We start from the raw sequence: 20,005 nt of genomic DNA, 5'->3' as shown, positions 1-20,005 counted from the left end.
CACAAAAAGGAAGTCGGCTCTGCAAACGGAGCCGGCTTTTTTAATCGCGGCAATAGCCTTCGTTGACGGCCACGACCAAACAGTCGGACTTTTCCGTCAGCCATTTCATGCCGGTTGCCTCGCCGTCACCGGGCACGATAACCGCAGGCGCACCATTGCGCTCGATATGCAAACCGTCGGCTTGCAGCGTCCCCACATAGGTTTTGGGTCCATCCAGATCGGCGATCACCACCTGATAGGTCGTGTCCAGTTGCGGCATGACGGTCATGTAGGTGCCCTCCACGCCTTTCCAGCGCCCGGCATAGTCAAAGGCGGAGGCGCTTGACGAGACAGCCGATGCCGGCGTTTCGCTCAGGGGGCTTTGGGCCACTTCTTCAGCCGCGGGCTGAGAGCGTTCCGCAGAGCAGGCCCCCAGAAGCACCGAAACCGCGAACAAAGCCGCGCTGGGTCTCCATAGTGAGGTCATGAAAAATCTCCTTCAATTCCGATGCGCCACTGTAAGCGGCTCAAAATAAGCGCGCCATGCGGCGTCTTGCAGATGTCAGGCTTCCGCTACGGCGGAAAATGCGTTAGGCGGAACAGCAATCAAATCACAGGGATTTCGGGATTCCGTCCATGTCCAACGCTACACCGGCGACTATCACCGGCCACAAGCCCGTCAACTCACCGGCGCAGGTCCTTTTGGCCAGCCTGATCGGCACGACCATCGAATTTTTCGACTTCTACGTCTATGCCACAGCGGCCGTTTTGGTCTTTCCATCCCTGTTCTTTCCGACCAGCGACCCGACCTCGGCCCTGCTGCAGTCCTTCGCCACCTTTTCCATCGCCTTTTTTGCCCGTCCGGTTGGGGCTATGGTGTTCGGGCATTTCGGCGACCGTATTGGACGAAAGGCGACGCTGGTGGCGGCGCTGCTGACCATGGGAATTTCCACGGTCCTTATCGGCTGCTTGCCCAGCTATGCGCAGATCGGCGTGGTTGCACCGGTCCTTCTGTCCCTGTGCCGTTTCGGGCAAGGCTTTGGTCTGGGCGGCGAATGGGGAGGCGCGGTACTGCTGGCCACCGAAAATGCGCCGGAAGGCAAGCGGTCGTGGTACGGTATGTTCCCGCAACTGGGGGCCCCCATCGGTCTGCTGCTGTCGTCCGGGGCCTTCTGGGTGCTGCTGCACTTCATTTCGCAGGAGGACCTACTGACCTGGGGCTGGCGCGTGCCGTTCATCGCCTCTCTGGCGCTTATCGGGGTTGGCCTGTGGGTGCGCCTGTCGATCACCGAGACGCCGGAGTTTCAGGCCGCTATCGACAAGGAAGAACGCGTCAAGGTGCCGCTGGTCGAAATCTTCGGCCGGCATAAGCGCTCGTTGTTCCTCGGAACCTTTGTGGCGCTGGTGACCTTTGTCCTCTTCTATATCGGCAGCGCGTGGCTCCTCTCGTACAATGTTAAGGTGCTGAAAATTCCGTTTGTGAAGGCTCTTGAGGTTCAGATTTTGGGCTCGATCGCTTTTGGTCTGTTTATACCGCTGTCGGCCAAGCTGGCGGAGCGCTTTGGTCGTCGCGAAATCCTGATCCTGACTACCGCGTTGATTGCGGCCTTCTCGTTCGCCTTGGCCCCGTTGATGGGCAACGAGGGCGGCATTTTTGTCTTTTCTATTGCCGCCATGGCGCTGATGGGCATGACCTATGCCCTGATCGGCACGGCGCTGGCGGCCCCCTTCCCGGCAAATGTGCGCTATACAGGGGCCTCCCTCACCTTCAATTTTGCAGGCATCGTTGGGGCGTCGCTGGCCCCCTATGCCGCCACCTGGCTTCAGGCAAACTATGGGCTGAGCCATGTTGGCTATTACCTTTTGGTGGCGGCGCTGGTCACGCTGGTCTGCATCTTTGCCTCAGGCAAGGACGAGGTCTGAGCATGGCAAACGAGGGGGGCACCGCAAAGCGTATCACGCTGAAAGACGTGGCCCGAGCCGCTGACGTCTCTTTGGCCAGTGCGTCGTATGCCATCAATGGCACAGGTTCGCTGGGTAGAGAGGTGCGAGCCCATATCCTCAGGGTCGCTGCCGATCTGGGTTATCGTCAGAACCTGTCGGCGCGGGCGGTGCGTACCGGCCGCACGGGAACGCTGGGCCTTATCCTGCCGGACTTTGCCAATCCCTTTTTCACCGCTCTGGCGCAGGCCGTCATGCGCAGGGCACGTGCCAGCGGCCATTATGTGATTATTGCGGATACCGAAGGGGATATCGGCCTTGAGCAGCAGGCCATAGCCAGCCTGATCGAGCGCGGGGCCGACGGGCTGGTGTGGTTTCCGGTGCAGGATCTCGACGCCCAAACCGTAACGCCGGGCTTGCCGACCGTGGTGATGGACCGCAAGGCAACGGGTCTATCTCTGGTGCTGGCTGACTATTTTGGCGGGGGACAGCAGGCGGCGGCGCATCTTCTCAAGGGCGGGCACCGCAAGGTCGGACTCGTCTCAGGCCCAATGAGCCTCAGCAGTATGATCGAACGTTGCGAGGGCTTTCGCTCTGGTTTAAACGACGAGGCCGAGTGCGTATTTCATGTGGAAACCGCATTTTCGGACGATTTGGAGCCCACCGTGGGTGAGGCTATCGACCGCCGCGACGTCACGGCCATCTTCGCCGGCACGGATCAGATTGCGCTGGCTGTTGTGCGGCGCGCCGCGCGAAGTGGCCTAAGGGTGCCGGACGACCTATCGGTCATCGGCTTTGGCGATGCGCCGTGGGTCGGTACCTCGGCTCCGGCCCTAACGACGGTCGAAATGCCCATTGAAGACATGGCCAATGAGGCTGTGGATCGCCTGCTGCAACGGGAAACCGGCACTCCTGCACGTGTCGTTTTTGACACGACTCTGATCGTTCGGGAATCGACGCGAACGCTCCCGTAACGGCGTTTGCAAAAAATTACCATTTTTATGAGAGGCTTATTTTCATCGAAAGTACGCGCCTCTGTGTCCGGACCTGCTTCATACGTTTCGGAAGGCGCGCACCAGTTGGAGTACGTCTATGATTGTTCGCGTTTCGCTCAGCACCCTCGCCTTGGCCGGTATCGCCGGCGGTGCACACGCTGAAAGCTTTTCCGAAGCTCTCGCCAAGTCCAAACCCATCCTTGAGTCCCGCCTGCGTAGCGAAAGCGTGTCGCAAGCCGGATTGAATGACGCCAGCTCCCTGACGTGGCGCAATCGTGTTGGTTTCGAGAGCGGTCAGTTCGGCAAGGTCAAGATCCTCGTTGAATTCGAGGACGTGCGCGCAGTCAAGGACGACTATAATTCGGGTTATAATGGCAAGACGACCTATGCCTCGGTCAACGACCCGGAAGTCACCGAACTTAACCGCCTGCAACTGACCTGGACGCCCAATGTAGCGACGACACTGACGGCCGGGCGTCAGCGCATCCTGATCGACGACAACCGTTTTGTTGGCAATTCCGGGTGGCGTCAGGACGAAATGACCTTCGATGCTCTACGTCTGGACGTTAAAAAGGGCAAGTGGTCGTCGACCTATGCCTATCTGACCAAGATCAACCGCACCGCGGGCGAATATGCCGACTGGGATTCCGACAGCCACATTCTAAATGTCGGCTATGCGGCAAGCCCGGCCATGAAAGTACAAGGCTTTGTCTATGCGCTCGATTTCAAGAATTCGGCCTATAACTCAACCCTGACGACTGGCCTGCGGTTCAGCGGTGAAAAACCGCTGAGCAAAACGACGAAACTGACGTATGCCGGTGTCATCGCCAAGCAGGTCGAGCACGGTAATAACCCCAGCGATTTCAGCCTCAAGGCCGTGAACGGCGAGGTGGGCGTCAATCATGGACGCTGGAAGGTCGTCGCGGCATATGAGAAGAATGAAGGCAATGGGGTGCGCGGCTTCATCACCCCCATCGGCAGCGCGCACAATGTCCGTGGCTGGGCCGACGCCTTTTCAACCAATGGCAACAAGATGCTGCCGGATGGTCTGAACGATCTAAATTTCACGACCACTTATGCTCATCCGACCCAGATCGGCCCCTTTAAGAAGCCGACCCTGACCCTCAGCTATCACGATTTCAAGACGGATCGTAACAGCCGCGCCGTGGGCAAAGAATGGGATGCGCTGGCCTCGACGGCTCTGACCAAGAACCTGACGGTCAGTGTCAAATATGCCGATTTCGAGCGCGCGGACTCCTCAATGCCGGCGTCGCGACGCAAGGTGTGGGTTGGTCTGGAATACAAGCTGTAATGTTGGAGACAGAGTGAAATTTCGGCGTCCGAAGCGATCCGGACGCCGTTTTCATTTATCAGAATAGCCAGCGTATTCCGATGCTTATGCGACTGTCTTCAGTCATATTTCCCGCAGCGCGCGCCCATTCGGCCGTCTCTCCCAATTTGCGCTGATGATCAAGCTGCACGTAGGGTGCAAAGCGCCGGTTGACCTCATAGCGCAGTTTCAGGGCCGCTGTCGCATCGGTCAGACCCGAACCCGTGCCGCGCTGTGTGTCGGCCTGACTGACCGCATTGACTTCCAAAGACGGCGACAGGATCAGCCGATTAGTCAACAGCACATCGTTTTCCTGCCGCAACCGCGCGCCGACGGTGCCTTCTTCACCCACGAGCAGATGCGCCTCGGTCTCGAAGAAATAGGGTGCGAGCCCGTTTACCCCTATGGCCAACCAGTTGCGATCCCCTTCCCCGAAATCGTGACGCACACCAATCTGCATGTCCCAGAAGGTTGACACATTGCGGCTGTAGAGAGCCCAGACGTCGCCATTCTTCCGGGCGTCACCCACCTTGCCTTCGCTTTTGAGCCAAAGCTTGTGCGTATCGCCACCGACCCAGCCGTCGGCCTCCCAATAGGCCGTCTCCTTCCCCTCGTGCCGGCTGAAGGCGGTTTCCAGCCACACGGCGTGATAGGTGGCCGAATGGTCGTGTTGGGCTAACGCGGCTGAGGGGAGCAGCAGGCACAGAGCCGTTATTTTAATGATGTTCATCATGGCCTTCCCCGTGTGGCGTGTGGTTCGGAGCGGGTTGCGCCGTCGGGGGTATAAAACCCGCTTCCGGTGCAGCGACGCGTAAGGTCGTCATCATTCCCGACTGCATATGGAACAACAGGTGGCAGTGATAGGGCCAGTCACCGGGCTCGGTAGCCGAAAGTAGAACCGACACGGTCTGACCCGGCGGCACGATCACCGTGTGCTTGTCTGGCATGCGATCCGCGTCCTGCCCGTTCTCAAGCTGTACGAACATGCCGTGCAAATGCAGGGGATGGGCCATCATGGTTTCATTGACGTAGATCAGCCGCACCCGCTCATTATAGCCCAACGCAATGCCGTCTTCGGGGGAAAAGGTTTTCCCGTTTATGGTCCAGATATAGCGCTCCATATTACCGCCCAGCACCACTTTGATAAAGCGCGTGGGAGCGCGCGTGTCACTCCGAGGGGTCAAGCTTTTCAATTGAGAATAGTTGAGCACCACGGCCCCTTTGGGTGCGCCCGTGTCGGCCCAACCGCTGTCATGGTCCATCTGGCTCATATCCATGTGGGGGTCGTCGCGCATCATGACGTCCATATTCATGTCGCCCATTTTGAGCAAAGCACGCGGGCGATGCACGGGGAGTTCGCCGGTCATCCCTTCGTGCGGGGCGAGGGTCCCAAGCGCAAAGCCCTCGCGATCGAGCGACTCGGCTGCAATCGTATAGGCACGCTCTTCGCGCGGGGTTACAATGACATCATAGGTTTCGGCATTGCCGAAGCGGAATTCATCCACCTCAACCGGCTGTACCGGTCGGCCATCGGCCGCGACAACCGTCATTTTCAGGCCCGGGATGCGTACATCGTACATCGTCATGGCCGAGGCGTTGATAAAGCGAAGGCGCACCTGCTCACCCGGCCGGAACAGGCCCGTCCAGTTCTGCTCATTCGTTAGGCCGTTGACGAGAAAGCGGTAGCCGGTGACGTCGGACAGGTCGGTGGGGAGCATACGCATCTTCCCCCACTCGCCGGCTGATTTTAGAGCTTTACCAATCCCCTGTGCATGCGCGTCCTCAATCAGATCGCTCACGGTGCGGCGCTTATACTGATAATAGTCGGAAGACTTTTTGAGGTTGGCTTGAATACGTGCAGCGCTGTCCTGATGAAAGTCGGAGAGCAGCACCACATAGTCGCGGTCGGCGGAAATGGGGGCCGGTGTCTTGGGAGCTATGACAATGCCGGCGTAGAGGCCGTCTGCCTCCTGCCCCAAAGAATGCGAATGATACCAGTAGGTGCCCGACTGCCGGATCGGGAAACGATAGGTGAAGGTCTCACCAGGGGCTATGCCTTTGAAGCCGTTAAAGCCCGGCGCGCCGTCCATTACACCCGGAAGCAGCAGGCCGTGCCAGTGGACTGAGGTCGGGGTTTTCAAGCGGTTGGTCACATGGATCACAGCCTCGTCGCCTTCGGTAAAGCGCAGGACGGGGCCGGGAATGGTGCCATTGACGGCGATCTTGGGTACGGGTTTGCCGCCAATGATGGACTGGACCGGCGAGATAGTCAGGTGATAGGTGCGGGTTTCGGCTAGAGCCATAGTGGCGCACAAGCTGAAGAAGCCCGCCAAAAGCATGGATTTCATGAGTATTTTCCTAAAAAACGTGACGAGTTGCACCCGCTCTGGGCGCCCAACGAGTCCGGTTTTCAGGCGCGTGGCGGGCGCATCAGGTCTTCACTCAAACCAAAGCTCAACCGTTGATCAAAGAAAAATTTGTGAAAATCAGGGTTATCATAGATCATCGGCAAGGTCAGCTGAGGCAGGGTGAGAGGACCGGCGGCGCAATGGCTGACCGGGCACTGACACGCACCGTCGCAATCGGTATGCGTTTTTTGGACAGGCTTTTTTATCGATGTTCCCTGTTCACTCATTGCCATCTCATGACAGGGCATAGGCTCGACGGCGGCCATGCGGACTTGAGCCATGGCCGGTCCCGCCACCGTGGCCACAACGAAGGCCAGCAATCCGAAAATAGGGCTCAGCCGCTTCCACATGCACCCTGTTTAGCAGGATTTCACGCGCTTGCCTATCGCTGCGCACACTCAGTTGACGCGGGGCCCTTTACCGAGGCCTTGACGGGCACCTGCGGGGTAACTGTAAAGGCCTGCCACTCCTGTGCCGCAACAGCAGCGTAGGACTTCCCATCAGTAGAAGCGTCGAACGCGGCCCGCAGACAGCGAGCGGCCGCTAGCGTAAACGAGACAGGATAAGTGGCGTCAAGACGGCTTCTGTACGCGGTTGTGGCCTTGACGGGTTTCAACGTTTCGCGGTCACGATAGTCCAGATGCCAGCCCTTTGGCGGCGTGACACCGACGCCGGAGCCTGCGGTTTGATAGTCCCAGAAATAGATACTGGCCCCGTTCAGCGTGACTGATCGCTCCCCCTTTAACGGCACCCATTTCTGCGTCGGATTGTTGGGCGATCAGGTGGCCCAAAATTTCTGGCGGCAGGCCGATATCAAGGGCGCGCAGCCAGTATTCCACAGGCGCATTGGAGGCGGTGACGCGGGCGTGCGAAGCGATGTTGCGGATGACCATGGCGTCAAAGGGCGCGTCGCACCGGGGCGTAGAGATAGAAGCACTTGTCCGATTTCTGCACGATCTGAGGGGCAAAGGCGCGGACCGGCGTCGCTCACTTGACCACCGCTTCCGGCTTTAGAAAGTACAGTTTATGCGTCCACTATCCCGATTACGGATCATCGCTGACCAGCATCTGCCATTCGGGCATGATGAGATCATGACGCCCGGTACGGCCGTATCGCGTCCGGTAAGAATATACAACCTGGCCCCGGAGATCAGCGGTGCGGGATCGGTCGTATAATCAGCTCCATCATCGAAGATGGGCACTTACCGTCCGCGCTTCCGGCGCCGAGTTGGGCGCATAGAGGACTGGCTCAGCGTGAGTCGTCCATCCGGCCGGCAGCGGCAGTAGGCTGATCAGGGACAAGGGCGCATCAGGATGCCTCAGGCCGGTTTTGCCGCAGGAGCCATGGTAAAGAGGCGGACACCAAAGACCGGGCCAGCAGATTTCCCCTCCTGCGGGTTGACCTTGACCGTGACCTTTTGTTTCCCGCGCGTCAGTTCGTGCGGGATGGGGTAATCGACATCTATCCACGCCCCCGGCTGACGGCCCGACAGTCGCTCATGCGCGATGACCGTGCCGTCGATCTCAATGGTGAAGCTGCGGTTGAATTCTGAACCCCAATAGGTGGCCTGGAGCATCAGCGGGCCCGCATCCTTCCCGTCCTTGGTCGTCTTCATCTCAAAGCTGAAGAAGCCCCCAGTGCGGGCGTCCCGGCCATTGCGGGCGCGATAGACCACCGGGTAGGAGTTGCCGCCGGTTAGGAGATTGTGGTCGCGTTCGGGCTGCATCTCACCCAGATGCATGACATCCACCGAACGGTTGGCGAGATCTTTCAGACGGGCCTGTTCAGCGCGATAGGCGACCTGCGCCTGTGCCCATTCGTCGTCGCTGTAGCGATTGAAATAGACCGCTGTGCGGCGTTCGTATTGCGCATAGAAGGGACGGAATGTCATATCCGCCGGACGTCCCGAGCCTTTGGATACATATACCGCTTCGGCCGCCGAGACCGGGTAGAAGCTGCCGATCAGATCGGACCCAACTAGAGCCGGGGCATCGCCTCCCCACGGCTGATCTGCAGGCCCCAGATCAGCGGCCAGCACCATCGGGCCGCGCAGGAGGGCCACGACCTTGTTATCGCCTGCCGCGGTCTCAAAACGCAGCTTCAGCGGCAGGTCCAGCGTCACCACGTCCCCCGCGCGCCATTTTCGGGTAATTAGGGCATAACCATCATTCATCTTGGCTAGGGCCGGCTTGCCATTGACTTGCAGAGTTGAGGCTTCGGCCCAGCCGGGGATACGCACCGCCACCGTAAAGGTCTTCGCGCCAGAAAGCTGGCTGAGTTTCAGCGCTACTTGGCCCTCATAGGGGTATTTGGTGGTCAGCTCGAACGCCGCCTTTTGTTCCGCCCAGTTGACCTTTGACGGAATGAACAGGTTGACGAAGAGCGTCTTTTCTTGGTGCCAGTAGATAGAGTCTCCGTGCTTGGAATGGGTTTCGATCCCCGACAGCACACAGCACCAGAAGGAGTTTTCCTCATCGGAGAAACCGCGCGCCGCGCCCGACATCAGCGGCATCATATAGGTGAACATGCCCGTCTTTGGGTTCTGATGCGCCAGCATGTGATTGAGATGCGCGCGCTCATAATAGTCGAACCAAGCGGCCTTCGGCGACCAGCTATAGAGGTGTCGCGTCAGCTTCAGCATATTGTAGGTGTTGCAGCTTTCGCAGGTTTGCTCGGTGATATGGGCCGAGATGGTGTCCGGCTCAAAGAAATACTCACGGTCAGCATTGCCGCCAATAACGAAGCTGTGGTGGTTCACAACCCGCTCCCAGAAGAAGCTGGAGGCGGTCTGATACTGCGGCTTCTGCGTCAGCTCATAGAGACGCGCCAGACCAATCAGCTTTGGCACCTGTGTGTTGGCGTGGTTGTTGGCAAGCTTGTCTTCGCGGGCCGCCAGCGGGTCGAGCATGCGGTGGTGATAGAGTCGCTCAGACAGCTTCAGCCAGCGCGGATTGTTCGTGCGGCTATACAGTTCGGCAAAACTCTCGTTGATGCCACCATGCTCGCAGTCGAGCACCTTCTGCGTCTGTGCGTCGTCAAGCGCCGCAAAAACCATTTCAATATAGCCACCCAGCTTTTCGGCCACCGGAATGCCCCGGTCGACGCCACAATAGGCCTGCGCGTCCAGAAGTCCGGCAAAAAGCTTGTGCCAGTTATAGAAAGGTACCCAGCAGCCATTGAGATCGAAGCCCGCCGAGCGGATATCGCCCGCCATAATTTCCGGGAAGATTTCCTTTCCATCGACGATAGAGCCGTCCTTACGCTTACGCATAAAGCCTGCTACATAGCCGTCGCCGTGCGCCGCCTGCACTTTTTCAAGTTCCGAAATAATGTAGTGGATGCGCGCCACGCATTCGTTGTCACCCGTCTGGGCGTGCATAAGCGATAAGGCCGATAGATAGTGCCCCAGCCCTTCGCCGGCGATGGTGTCCGATTCCCAACCGCCGTAGATCTCCCCTTTCACCGGCATACCAGCAAACTTGTGATAATTGTAAAGAAAGCGGTCAGGCGACAGGAACAACAAGTAGCGACGGTTGGCTTCGACGGCCTCAAGGAAAGGCGACGGCAGCAGGCGCACCTGTGTCAGCGGAATGGGCCTGGCGACGATCGGGGCTGAGGCCACGGCCGGGCCGCCAATTGCAGTCAGAAGCGTCAGGGCCCCGGCCCCACACAGCAGGGCGCGGCGATCAGTTTGAAAGGTCGTGCGGATCATCTGGCGTATTCCTGTATCAGGCGGGGTTCAGGTCGAGGGTGATGGCTTCGGCCTTCAGTGGCACCGCATAGGCACCCAGAGCCTTCTCGCCCTTGAGGCTGTAGGGCTTGGCTCCCTTCACCGTGGTTTCAAAATTAATGTAGGCGACGGGCGTTTGCGCGTCGGCAGCCTCCAGCGTCAAGCGCACCTTACCGCTAACACTATCATAGCCTACCTCAGCGATCTTGCCGGCATCGAGCGTGATCCACAGACCGGCTGGCGCGATGAAGACGCGACGTCGAGCGCTATCCTTGGGCGTAAGATGGATTACACCATTCGATGTCTTGACCACGCCGCCAAAGCCGATCCAGCCGAACACAGTGTGTTTGACCAGATATGAGGCCGAGGTCACAGCGTGACCGAAGAAGCTCATGCCATAGTCGCCATTGACGGCATCCCACTTCATGGCGTCCGGGAAGGAATGGAAGGCCGCTGAGGCAAAACCCTCTTGGTCGATATTGGTCAGTGACCCCATCAGGCCGCCATAGGCGACACGCAGCATATAGAGGTCATCCGGCGTTTCGCGATAGGCGTCAAACAGAGGCACGGCGTTCAACGACGAGCCGTAATGGTGCAACTGACGCTCAATGCGCGACAGCTTCCCGGCATAGAGAAAGTCCCAGAAGCGACGGGCCGAGCCGTTATAGCCCCAGTGCGGGATGGCAGGGTCATAGGCCATGATGACTTCGCGCGTGACGTCGGCCTTATCCTGATGGCCGAAATAGCGCATCCACATATAGACCTCGGCCTGACCGGTTGAATCCCACGGCATTTCCGAGCCGAAAGGATATTTCAGCGTCTTCCAGATTTCGACGCGGCCTTTCATCAACGCCTCGACCTCACTGGCCAGTTCGGTCCAGCCCTCACGCCTCAGATCGAGGAGGATGTAGAGGAAGACGTCGCCTTCCATCTGACCGAACTGCGTGTAGTAAGGGGCCTTACTCATCATGGCCTTGATGGTTTCGGCCGCCCGCGTCAGATAGGTTTGCCAGGTTTCACCAGACGTCATGCCCGTGTTATAGCGGCCGAGTCGATACAGCGTCCACCAGGCCGCCGCCGGGTGCGGGTAGTTGTAGGACCGTCCCAGATCGGCGGCGTGCTTGCGATCCCAGGCCGACCATACCTTCCAGTTCAGAGACGCATCATAGGTGCCGTTGGGCATCCCTTCTGGGTCATAGAACATCAGTGACTTGCGCACGCCGTATTTATCGGGGCCGTCTGGTGTCTGAATTTGCCCCCAAAGCGTGGTGTTGGCAAAGCGCTCGAACTTCTGCACCTCTTCGGGATTCGGATTGTCGAGCTGTTTCATGATGGCCGCCAGCCACGCCCCGGCCCCGCCTTCGTCTGACAGGCCAGATACCCAGACTCGATTGTCCTGAAGCACCAGTGCGTTCTTTTCGCGGTCGAAAATCATGATCGACGGCGAGCGCTTGAACGGATCATTGGGGTTTTCGTACCACTGCTTCGTGGTCAGGAACTGCCCCATATCGGCCACGGCCTCTGCTTGGGGCTTGGTCACCTTGTAATGGATAGTCTGTTGCGTACCGTCGGCATAGGTCAGTGTCAGCCGCGCGCGACCCAACGCCTTGCCCATCACGCTGTATTTCAGCCAGCCGCCCCTAATAGCCCCGACAGGCGTGACCTCCAGCGCGCCCTGCGGATGCACCCCTAAAGCTTTGACCGCCTTCGGCGCATGGATAAAGAGGTCGGCGGGCAGGTCGGTCGGCACCACATAGCCGGGAATGCCGACAGCGACCGGACGGCCCTGTTTGATCAGGGTCGGCTCGATCTCACGGATAGACGGCGACAGAACGAATTTCAGCGCCACGCTGGTCGATTGCCCCGGCTTGAGCATCAGCGAAGTGGGCGTGTTCCACTGCTCGACGCCCTTCCATTCGCTGTCGGCAAAACCTTTGGCGTGCGTCATCCAGCTATAAAAGCCTTCAAACGTCATGTTGCGCGGCTCGATATCGCTGTAGATCGCCAGCTTTTTGTCGCCATCGCGCGTGTTGAGGATCGGCTTATACAGCTCGAACTTCGCCGTATCGTTGGCTGGAAGGACCAGCAAGGAGGGCCCCTGCCCGTTCAGTCGGTTGACCTGAAGATAGCCGGCATTCAGACCGACATAGGGATCGTAGAAAGAGGCGACATCATGAGCCTCATCGAGATGACGCCCGCTGATGATATTGTCGAAGACCATGGCCATGCCCAGACCGCCGACTTCAATCGTCTTCTGGGTGGGGTTCGCCAGTGTAAAGCGCAAAACCAGCTTGCCCTCAGACACACTCCACGTCCGCACCACCTTCAGCGGCATCTCCGCGCCAAGGCTGGGGGTAATGTCCGCTGAGGCCAGCGCCCCCTCGGGCTTTGGCAGGGCTTTGACCTTCACACGGCGATAGGCCGTCGAATGGTCGCTCCACTTTTCTTCCCCTTCGATGCGCACACGCAGGTCGAGATCGCCTAGACGGTAGCACCCGTCGCCCAGACGCTGGGTAAAACGGTGGCGCGGGGCGAAGTCAAAGCCTCCCCCTACACCCTTCGGAGCCAGAGAGACGAGGGTTTGGGAGGTTTCCTGAAGCTCGATATGGAAATCCGGCGTCTCATGAACTGTGGTCTGCGCGTCCGCGCTGTTCCAAGCCAGACCTCCTGTATCAGCGGCCCGCGCCAGACTGGGGGCGGCCAGCGCCCCCGCTATGGCCGTAAGGCTGGCGCGGCGGGTCAGGGTCGAAACGGCGGATGGCGTCATGGTTCACTCCGTCGGGTAAGAAGTGGAGATACTTTCGAAAAATACTCAGGGTTCTTTTTCGCGTTAGGGGCTTGGCTGATCCACGGGGTTTGCGGAGGCCGACTAAGAATGAAGGTTTACACCACACGACAAAAGTGAAGCGTGGCGGACATGCAAGTTACTAGCGATCTCCGATAACACGTAGGGAGTCTTTAATGTCATCAGAGGCCGCACGGTAAGCCGGGCACGGGCCTCTTCACCGGAACCAAGAGTGCCCCACCCATCAAAAATGTAACCCTCCTTAGCCAGCGGGGTCAATTATAAAATATACGATTATGTAAATTAATTGTCGGAGTTATTTAATTTATCAGGGTTTAACTGCCACGAAACCGCGCCTGAGGGCTTTTTGTCGCTTGATCTGCATGACGAAAAATAGCTGCAGAGTGGCCCGCCTCAGCCCCTTAGATGGAGTGAAGCCCTCCGCGCCCCTTTTGAGATTGCCGTTTTGTCACGAATTGTTAATGGCAAAAATTTTGATTTCTTAATGTTCTCAGGGGATAGTGTCATCATCTTTGATGGCAATCATCATGCCTGTAAAAACCTCGCGGGGCATGTTTTTATGCAGAAAGTCAGGCTGTTCTGTGTGGCAACCCGTCAGCGCAGGTCACATTCTGGAACGGACGGAAGGCGTTTAGGCTCCGTCTCGAAAAAGCCGCCCATGCTTGCGTGATAGCATTGTTTCTTGCCCTGCCCGCCTGTGGACTGAGGTGGAGGTGGAGGCAATGCTTCGGTGGTTTGCGTAAAGACCCCACATCCGGTGTTGCTCAAGCCGACCAATACAGAGGCCCGCCAGTTTCTGGCTCAGACGACGTTTTGCCCCACCCATCCCGAGATCGCCTCGATTACCGCAACTAGTTACGCCGACTGGATATGGCACAGATGGCATTGCCTTCTTCCCTAGTCCGCGCAATTTCTCACAACCCAACCCCGGCTTCCTGTAAATTAAGGACCGCGCGGTGTATGCTGACAACAGCGGCGAATCGCAAGAATTCTCCGTGCAAAGATTATTGGGGGGCGAGCGTAACAAATCTGACAAACTTAACTGTTAGAGCCGCTTGACCAGATGACATCTTCACCGGGACGGTGCAGCCGTGACGCGGTATAGTGCGCGGTACAGAGCGTGAGCAAGGAGCGGCCCGTGCGGGCATTTTTGACGACAGCGGGAACAATGGGTGTGGTGCTTTGCGCCGCTTTACCCACCGCTGCGCAGGTGTTTGAGCTGGCCGACGATGGCGACTTTCACACCCTGTGCGCCTCCGTGCCGCCGGTAACCGTTCAAACGACATCCCTGCCCTATCAGGATGTGATCCAGGCCGCCGCCGAACGCTATAGTCTCAGCGCTGATTTTCTGATCGCGGTCATCCGACAGGAGTCGGACTTTAATCCGAAGGCCATCTCGCCACGCGGGGCCATCGGCCTAATGCAGCTTATGCCCGCGACCGCCGCCGAACTGGGCGTCGACCCCTTTGATCCGCAAGGCAATGTGTTCGGCGGTGCCGCTTATCTGCGCCGTCAGCTTGACCGCTTTGACGGTCGTATTGATCTGGCGCTAGCCGCCTATAATGCCGGGGCCGGCGCAGTCAACCGCCACGGCGGCGTGCCGCCCTATACCGAAACCCAGGCCTATGTCGCCCGCAGCCTTGACCGGCTGAGCGTAAAGACCGATCCTCAACCGACCGAGACATGCTCGTAAGGATAGACCTATGAAAGTCCGTAAATTCCTGCCCGCCCTTCTGCCGCTGCTTGCCGCATCACCGGCCTTTGCGCAGGACCCCGCTGGTTCCGGCCCAATTGTCAATGCGCTTGGCTGGATTCAGGGCACGCTATTGGGCAATGTTGCCACCGCCGTGGCCGTGATCGCTGTAGCCGCCGTCGGCTTTATGATGCTGTCTGGTCGAATGAACTGGCGCTTCGGGGCCACCGTCATCCTCGGCATTTTTATCCTGTTCGGCGCGGCCACCATCGTGGCGGGCATCCGTACGGCCGTGGGCTGAGGCATGAGCGAAGAGACCGTCGCTCTGGTCAAGGCGCCGATTTTCCGGGCGCTGACCCAGCCGCAAATGTTTGCGGGCGTGACCTATTCCTACTTCATCCTTAACTTCATGATCACCACCGAGGCCTTTCTGGTCACGCGGTCGTTCTGGGCTCTGGGGATTGCGCTTCTGGTGCATGCCGTAGGTTATCTGGCCTGTCTGCGTGAACCACGCCTGTTCGACCTGTGGTTCACTAAGGTGAGCCGCACCCCGCGGATCCGGAATTATAAATTCTGGCGCTGCAACTCCTATTTACCGTAAGGTTTTCGCATGAGTAAAGGCCTGTTCGGGCAAGTCATGAGTCTGGGCACCAAGGAGCAGCGGATCGGTGATCGCCTGCCTTTTGCCCATCTCTATAATGACCACACGGTTACGCTGCGTGACGGGTCGCTGATGCAGGCTCTCTATATCGATGGTTTTGGATTTGAAACGGCGGACACGACCGACCTTAACGGTCTGCACGCTCTGCGGGAGAGCGCGCTCCGTGCCATCGGGGACTCGCGGCTGGTGCTCCACCACCATATCGTCCGCCGAAAAGTATCGGTGACCAGCAGTGGGCAGTACGATGACCCCATAGCCGAATACATCAATGCCCGCTGGCAGGACCGTCTGCAATCGCGCGAACTGTTCGTCAACGATCTGTTCATAACCATTTTGCGTCGCCCGGCGCGTGGAAAGGCCGGACTTTCCGAAAGCCTCGGCAAGTTGTTTGGCGCGCATTCCGGGGCCGATCGTGACGGTTTGGGGGCGGAACTTCGGGACCTCGATGCGGCGCGCGACGCCCTGATGGCTGCGCTTGGGCGCTATGGCCCGCGGCTTTTGACCTCTTATGAGACGCGTGGCGGCCGCTGTTCCGAGCCGCTGGAACTGCTATCGGCCCTGATGCACGGCGAGATGCGCCCGGTGCTCAAGCCCGATCCGCTAGCTCGCGACGATGTAGGGCAGTACCTGCCTTATCAGCGCCTGAGCTTTGGCATCGATGCTTTTGAAATGAAAGGCGCCGGCGCAGATAAGTCATTCGGCGCGCTCATTTCAGTGAAGGAATATCCGCCGCAGGCCGCGCCGGGCATGCTTGATGCCCTGCTCCACCTGCCCTATGAAATGACTGTGTCGCAGAGCTTTCAGTTCGTGGATCGTCAGATCGGTCTTGAGCGCGTCAATCTGGCCCTGCGTCGTCTGCGCGCCGCCGATGATGACGGCATTACCCTGCGTGCAGGCCTTATGGCGGCCAAGGACGAACTGGCGTCGGGTCAGACGGCTTTGGGCGAGCATCACCTGACAGTCTGCGTGCGTGCACCGAGCCTTAGCGCGCTGGATCAGGCGGCAGCACAGGTCACGTCGGCAATGGCCGATACGGGAGCCGTAGCGGTCCGCGAAGACATCAATCTCGAACCGGCCTTCTGGGCGCAGTTTCCAGGCAATGAGACCTATATTTCGCGTAAGGCGTTGATTTCAGTCTCGGCCTTTGCAGGACTGGCTAGCCTGCATGGGTTTGCGTTAGGACAAGCCGCCGACAACCACTGGGGCGAGGCGATCACCGTCTTTGAAACGACCGCGGCTACGCCTTATTTCTTCAACTTCCACGCCTCGGACCTTGGCAATTTCACCCTGATCGGGCCGTCGGGGTCGGGTAAGACCGTGGTGCTCAACTTCCTTGCGGCTCAGGCCCAGAAGGCGCGCCCGCGCACCATCATTTTTGACAAGGATCGCGGTTCGGAAATCTTCATCCGCGCCATCGGCGGCCATTATGCCACGCTGCGCGCCGGAGAACCGAGCGGCTTTAATCCGCTGCAACTGCCCGACAGCGCCATCAATCGCGGGTTCCTGCGCGACCTGCTGTCACGGCTAATCGCCGGCGAAGGCCCGGCCCTGCCGCCGGAAGACGAGACCATCATCGCTTCGGCCATTGACGCCATGTACGCACAGGCCCCGGTTTATCGGCGACTGCGCTATTTTCAGGAGCTTCTCGGAGGTTTCCGTCGCCCCAGTCAGACCGATCTGGCGGCGCGTCTCGCCCCGTGGGTCGGATCGGGCGAATGGGCCTGGCTGTTTGATAACGAGGCGGATCAACTCGACCTGTCGGCGCGCGTACTGGGCTTCGACATGACGCAGTTCCTCGACGCGCCAATACTGCGCGGGCCGATCATGATGTACCTCTTCCATCGTATCGAGGAGCGTCTGGACGGCACCCCGGCCATGATCCTAATCGACGAGGGCTGGAAGGCGCTGGACGATGAGGTGTTTTCCGCGCGCATCCGAGACTGGATGAAGACGCTCAGAAAACGTAATGCGATCCTTGGTTTCGGCACGCAAAGTGCCGGTGACGCCCTCGACAGCCGCATTTCATCGGCGATCATCGAGCAGGCGGCGACGCAGATCTTCATGCCCAATCCGCGCGCCCGATTCGAAGACTACGGCGAAGGCTTCGGCCTTAGCGCGCATGAAGTTGGGCTGGTGCGCGCGCTTCCGCCGCACTCGCGCGCCTTCCTGGTCAAGCATGGTAACCATTCAGTCGTGGCGCGCCTCGACCTGTCGGGGACGCCGGAAATCCTGACGCTGCTGTCGGGACGTGAATCGACGGTGCGCAAGCTAGACGAACTACGCGAAACGCATGGCGACGCGCCGTCGGCGTGGTTCGAAGCCCTGACGGGTACGCCATGGCCCGGCTTTGGCCAAACGGAGCGCGTATCCGCATGATGCCGCCCCCGCCCGCTACCTGCCCCGGTATGCCGCTCAGCGGCGACACGGGTATTTCAGGCGCGCTGATGAGCGTGGACTGCCAGATCGGGCGCGTGGTCGAGGACAGCTTCGGGCGTTTGTTCGGCGATGGCGGCTATCTGGGCACGGCCCTGACAATCTGTCTGACCCTTTATATCGCTTTTCTGGCCTTTGGGCTGATCACCGGGCGCACGCGCCTGACTTTGACCACCATGACGCCGAAAGTGCTGGCCATCGGTCTGGTCCTGACCTTTGTCACCGCGTGGCCCGCCTATCAGACCGTTGTCTATAATCTGCTGACGCGCGGCCCCGATGAGATTGCCGCCGCTCTGACCGGATCCAATGAGGGGGCCAGCGCCGCCTTTGCCAAGCGGCTCGACGTGCTGTTCGTGCACTTTGCCGATGCCGCCACCGCCTTTGAACAGACGTCGCAGGCCGCTCCTGCGGCGAGCACAGCCCCCAGCGTACAAACCCCGCAGCCCATCCGCAATGGCAAGTCGTCAGCCTCGGACATGTTATGGAGTTCGGGCCTGATCCTGCTTTTGTCCACCGTAGGTGTGCTGGTCCTGTCGCGCCTGATCCTGACGCTTCTGCTGGCTCTGGGACCGCTGTTCGTCGTCTTTGCCTTGTTTACCCAGACGCGCGGCCTGTTCGAAGGCTGGTTGCGCACCTCTATCGGCTTTGCCTTCATTCCCATGCTGGTGACGCTCGGTGGTTCGGCGGCTCTGGCCCTCCTGACCCCCGCCATTCTGGCCATTTCGGGCGACCCGATGCAGACAGTGCGCGACATTCAGCCAATCGTCATTTTGTTCATGGGTTCCGTAATTTACGCGGCTTTCCTCATCATGTTGATGGTGGTGGCGTTTAATATTGTCAAAAATTGGAACCCGCTGCGTGAGCGGGGCGACAGTGCCGCCGACGTGCAGGCCGCCGCCGTGACCTCAGCCGCCGTTATGGCCGCCGTGGGAGGCTCCACCCTCATTACGCAAAACAGCCAGACCGCCGCCGCCGGGGGCCGCAGCTCCAGCCGCGACACGCGGGTTCAGACCGTAACCACCACCCTCTCTTCAATGCCACAGGCAGGCCAGCTGTCCGGCGGCGTGACCCGCCGCCAGGGCCTTGGCCAAAGATTCCGCGGCGCGCCCGGCCCTGCCGCCCCAGCCTCTTCGTCAGCCAAAACCGCCCCGACCCCGACGCCCCTTTCAAAGGCCCCCGGTTCATGAAGTTCGCCTCTACTCTTTCCCTGCTCATCGCCGTGCCCCTACTGGCCGTCGCGCCCGCTCAGGCGCAGGACAACCGCATCCGCACCATCACCTATGTCGATGGTGAGGTCATCCGCCTCGATACGTGCGTCAGCTTTCAGACCATGATCACCTTCGCTGACAACGAAAAGATCGAGAATGTCGCCGTCGGTGATGCCGCCCAGTGGCAGGCCACACCGAACAAGCGCGGCAATCTGATGTTTGTGAAACCGTTTCAGCGCGGGGCCTTCACCAATCTGTCAGTCGTCACCAACCGCCGCACTTATGCCTTCGAACTGCGTACCAAGGATGCGGCCGCCTGCAAGCGCGGTGAGGTGATCTACGATCTGCGCTTCACCTTCCCCAAGGACGAGGCTGAGGCCCGCGAAGCCGCCGAAAAGGCAGCCGCCGCACCGGCAACCCCGGCCAAGCCCGTCTCCACCCTGCCGGAAAAGCGCAACACCAGCTACACCTATGCCGGTGACCCGTCTCTGGTGCCCATGCGCCTGTTCGATGACGGGCAATCGACCTATCTGATGTGGGGCGAAGGCGTGCCGTTTCCGGCGATCTACGCCGTACTGGATGGCAAGGAGACTCTGGTCAATTTCGGCTATCGCGAAGGCTTTATCGTTATCGAACAGGTGGGCCCGGCCTTTGTCCTGCGTCGCGGCGACCTGACGGCCACGGTTTATAATGACGCCTATGTGCCGCCGGCGCTCGATGCCCTGTCACCGCAGCCGCGTCCCGAAATCCTGCGTAAGGCCGATGCGGCCGCCACCCAGAAGAAACGGACCGGCTGGTTCGGACGCAAGGAGGACTGAGT

At 59.5% G+C, this 20,005-nt stretch carries 16 protein-coding genes; 9 read left to right on the top strand and 7 right to left on the bottom strand.

Annotated features, from left to right (window positions below; all coding sequences use genetic code 11):
• Positions 1 to 40: 40 nt before the first annotated feature.
• A complete protein-coding gene (locus tag ASTEX_RS06690) occupies positions 41 to 466 on the bottom strand; it encodes a hypothetical protein (RefSeq protein WP_013478848.1) in 426 nt (141 codons plus the stop codon).
• Positions 467 to 615: 149 nt separating this feature from the next.
• On the opposite strand from ASTEX_RS06690, the gene ASTEX_RS06685 reads away from it, so the two are divergent.
• The 3 genes from ASTEX_RS06685 to ASTEX_RS06675 all read left to right on the top strand — a co-directional run bounded on the left by ASTEX_RS06685 (position 616) and on the right by ASTEX_RS06675 (position 4,227).
• Positions 616 to 1,902, top strand: a complete 1,287-nt coding sequence (locus ASTEX_RS06685; RefSeq protein ID WP_013478847.1) for an MFS transporter — start codon at positions 616 to 618, stop codon at positions 1,900 to 1,902.
• 2 nt (positions 1,903 to 1,904) lie between these two features.
• Complete coding sequence (locus ASTEX_RS06680; RefSeq protein ID WP_013478846.1) at positions 1,905 to 2,894, top strand: LacI family DNA-binding transcriptional regulator; 990 nt, start codon at positions 1,905 to 1,907, stop codon at positions 2,892 to 2,894.
• 118 nt (positions 2,895 to 3,012) lie between these two features.
• The gene (locus tag ASTEX_RS06675) at positions 3,013 to 4,227 is read left to right on the top strand and encodes an alginate export family protein (RefSeq protein ID WP_013478845.1); all 1,215 of its coding nucleotides are present in this window, start codon (positions 3,013 to 3,015) and stop codon (positions 4,225 to 4,227) included.
• A gap of 58 nt (positions 4,228 to 4,285) precedes the next feature.
• On the opposite strand, the gene ASTEX_RS06670 is transcribed toward ASTEX_RS06675, so the two are convergent.
• The 6 genes from ASTEX_RS06670 to ASTEX_RS06650 all read right to left on the bottom strand — a co-directional run bounded on the left by ASTEX_RS06670 (position 4,286) and on the right by ASTEX_RS06650 (position 13,151).
• Positions 4,286 to 4,978 carry a copper resistance protein B gene (locus ASTEX_RS06670; protein WP_013478844.1) on the bottom strand — a complete coding sequence of 231 codons (693 nt, stop codon included), beginning with the start codon at positions 4,976 to 4,978 and terminating at the stop codon, positions 4,286 to 4,288.
• A complete protein-coding gene (locus ASTEX_RS06665; RefSeq protein WP_013478843.1) occupies positions 4,962 to 6,593 on the bottom strand; it encodes a multicopper oxidase domain-containing protein in 1,632 nt (543 codons plus the stop codon). The genes ASTEX_RS06670 and ASTEX_RS06665 overlap by 17 nt, the downstream gene beginning before the upstream one ends.
• Before the next feature lie 62 nt (positions 6,594 to 6,655).
• Positions 6,656 to 7,003, bottom strand: a complete 348-nt coding sequence (locus tag ASTEX_RS06660; protein WP_041658571.1) for a hypothetical protein — start codon at positions 7,001 to 7,003, stop codon at positions 6,656 to 6,658.
• Between the two features lie 32 nt (positions 7,004 to 7,035).
• Positions 7,036 to 7,404: a hypothetical protein gene (locus ASTEX_RS20500; protein ID WP_168148075.1), complete on the bottom strand. Its 369-nt coding sequence runs from the start codon at positions 7,402 to 7,404 to the stop codon at positions 7,036 to 7,038.
• 568 nt (positions 7,405 to 7,972) lie between these two features.
• The gene (locus ASTEX_RS06655) at positions 7,973 to 10,366 is read right to left on the bottom strand and encodes a glycoside hydrolase family 127 protein (protein WP_013478842.1); all 2,394 of its coding nucleotides are present in this window, start codon (positions 10,364 to 10,366) and stop codon (positions 7,973 to 7,975) included.
• Between the two features lie 16 nt (positions 10,367 to 10,382).
• Positions 10,383 to 13,151 (bottom strand): DUF5695 domain-containing protein, encoded by a 2,769-nt coding sequence (locus ASTEX_RS06650; protein WP_013478841.1) that lies wholly within the window; start codon positions 13,149 to 13,151, stop codon positions 10,383 to 10,385.
• Positions 13,152 to 14,328: 1,177 nt separating this feature from the next.
• On the opposite strand from ASTEX_RS06650, the gene ASTEX_RS06645 reads away from it, so the two are divergent.
• Genes ASTEX_RS06645 through ASTEX_RS06620 form a run of 6 tightly spaced genes read left to right on the top strand, consistent with a single transcriptional unit; the run spans position 14,329 to position 20,003 of the window.
• Positions 14,329 to 14,883 (top strand): lytic transglycosylase domain-containing protein, encoded by a 555-nt coding sequence (locus ASTEX_RS06645; protein WP_013478840.1) that lies wholly within the window; start codon positions 14,329 to 14,331, stop codon positions 14,881 to 14,883.
• Between the two features lie 10 nt (positions 14,884 to 14,893).
• A complete protein-coding gene (locus ASTEX_RS06640) occupies positions 14,894 to 15,184 on the top strand; it encodes a TrbC/VirB2 family protein (protein ID WP_013478839.1) in 291 nt (96 codons plus the stop codon).
• 3 nt (positions 15,185 to 15,187) lie between these two features.
• Positions 15,188 to 15,484, top strand: a complete 297-nt coding sequence (locus tag ASTEX_RS06635; protein ID WP_013478838.1) for a VirB3 family type IV secretion system protein — start codon at positions 15,188 to 15,190, stop codon at positions 15,482 to 15,484.
• Positions 15,485 to 15,493: 9 nt separating this feature from the next.
• Positions 15,494 to 17,920, top strand: coding sequence for a VirB4 family type IV secretion/conjugal transfer ATPase (locus ASTEX_RS06630; RefSeq protein WP_013478837.1), 2,427 nt, complete (start codon positions 15,494 to 15,496; stop codon positions 17,918 to 17,920).
• Positions 17,917 to 19,164, top strand: coding sequence for a TrbL/VirB6 family protein (locus ASTEX_RS06625; protein ID WP_013478836.1), 1,248 nt, complete (start codon positions 17,917 to 17,919; stop codon positions 19,162 to 19,164). The genes ASTEX_RS06630 and ASTEX_RS06625 overlap by 4 nt, the downstream gene beginning before the upstream one ends.
• Positions 19,161 to 20,003 carry a TrbG/VirB9 family P-type conjugative transfer protein gene (locus ASTEX_RS06620; RefSeq protein WP_013478835.1) on the top strand — a complete coding sequence of 281 codons (843 nt, stop codon included), beginning with the start codon at positions 19,161 to 19,163 and terminating at the stop codon, positions 20,001 to 20,003. Before ASTEX_RS06625 ends, ASTEX_RS06620 begins: the two co-directional genes overlap by 4 nt.
• Positions 20,004 to 20,005 lie beyond the last annotated feature (2 nt).

It is taken from the genome of Asticcacaulis excentricus CB 48, assembly GCF_000175215.2.
GTDB lineage: Bacteria > Pseudomonadota > Alphaproteobacteria > Caulobacterales > Caulobacteraceae > Asticcacaulis > Asticcacaulis excentricus.
The sequence above is the reverse complement of the archived record's forward strand: the minus strand, read 5'-3'. Positions and strand labels throughout refer to the sequence as shown.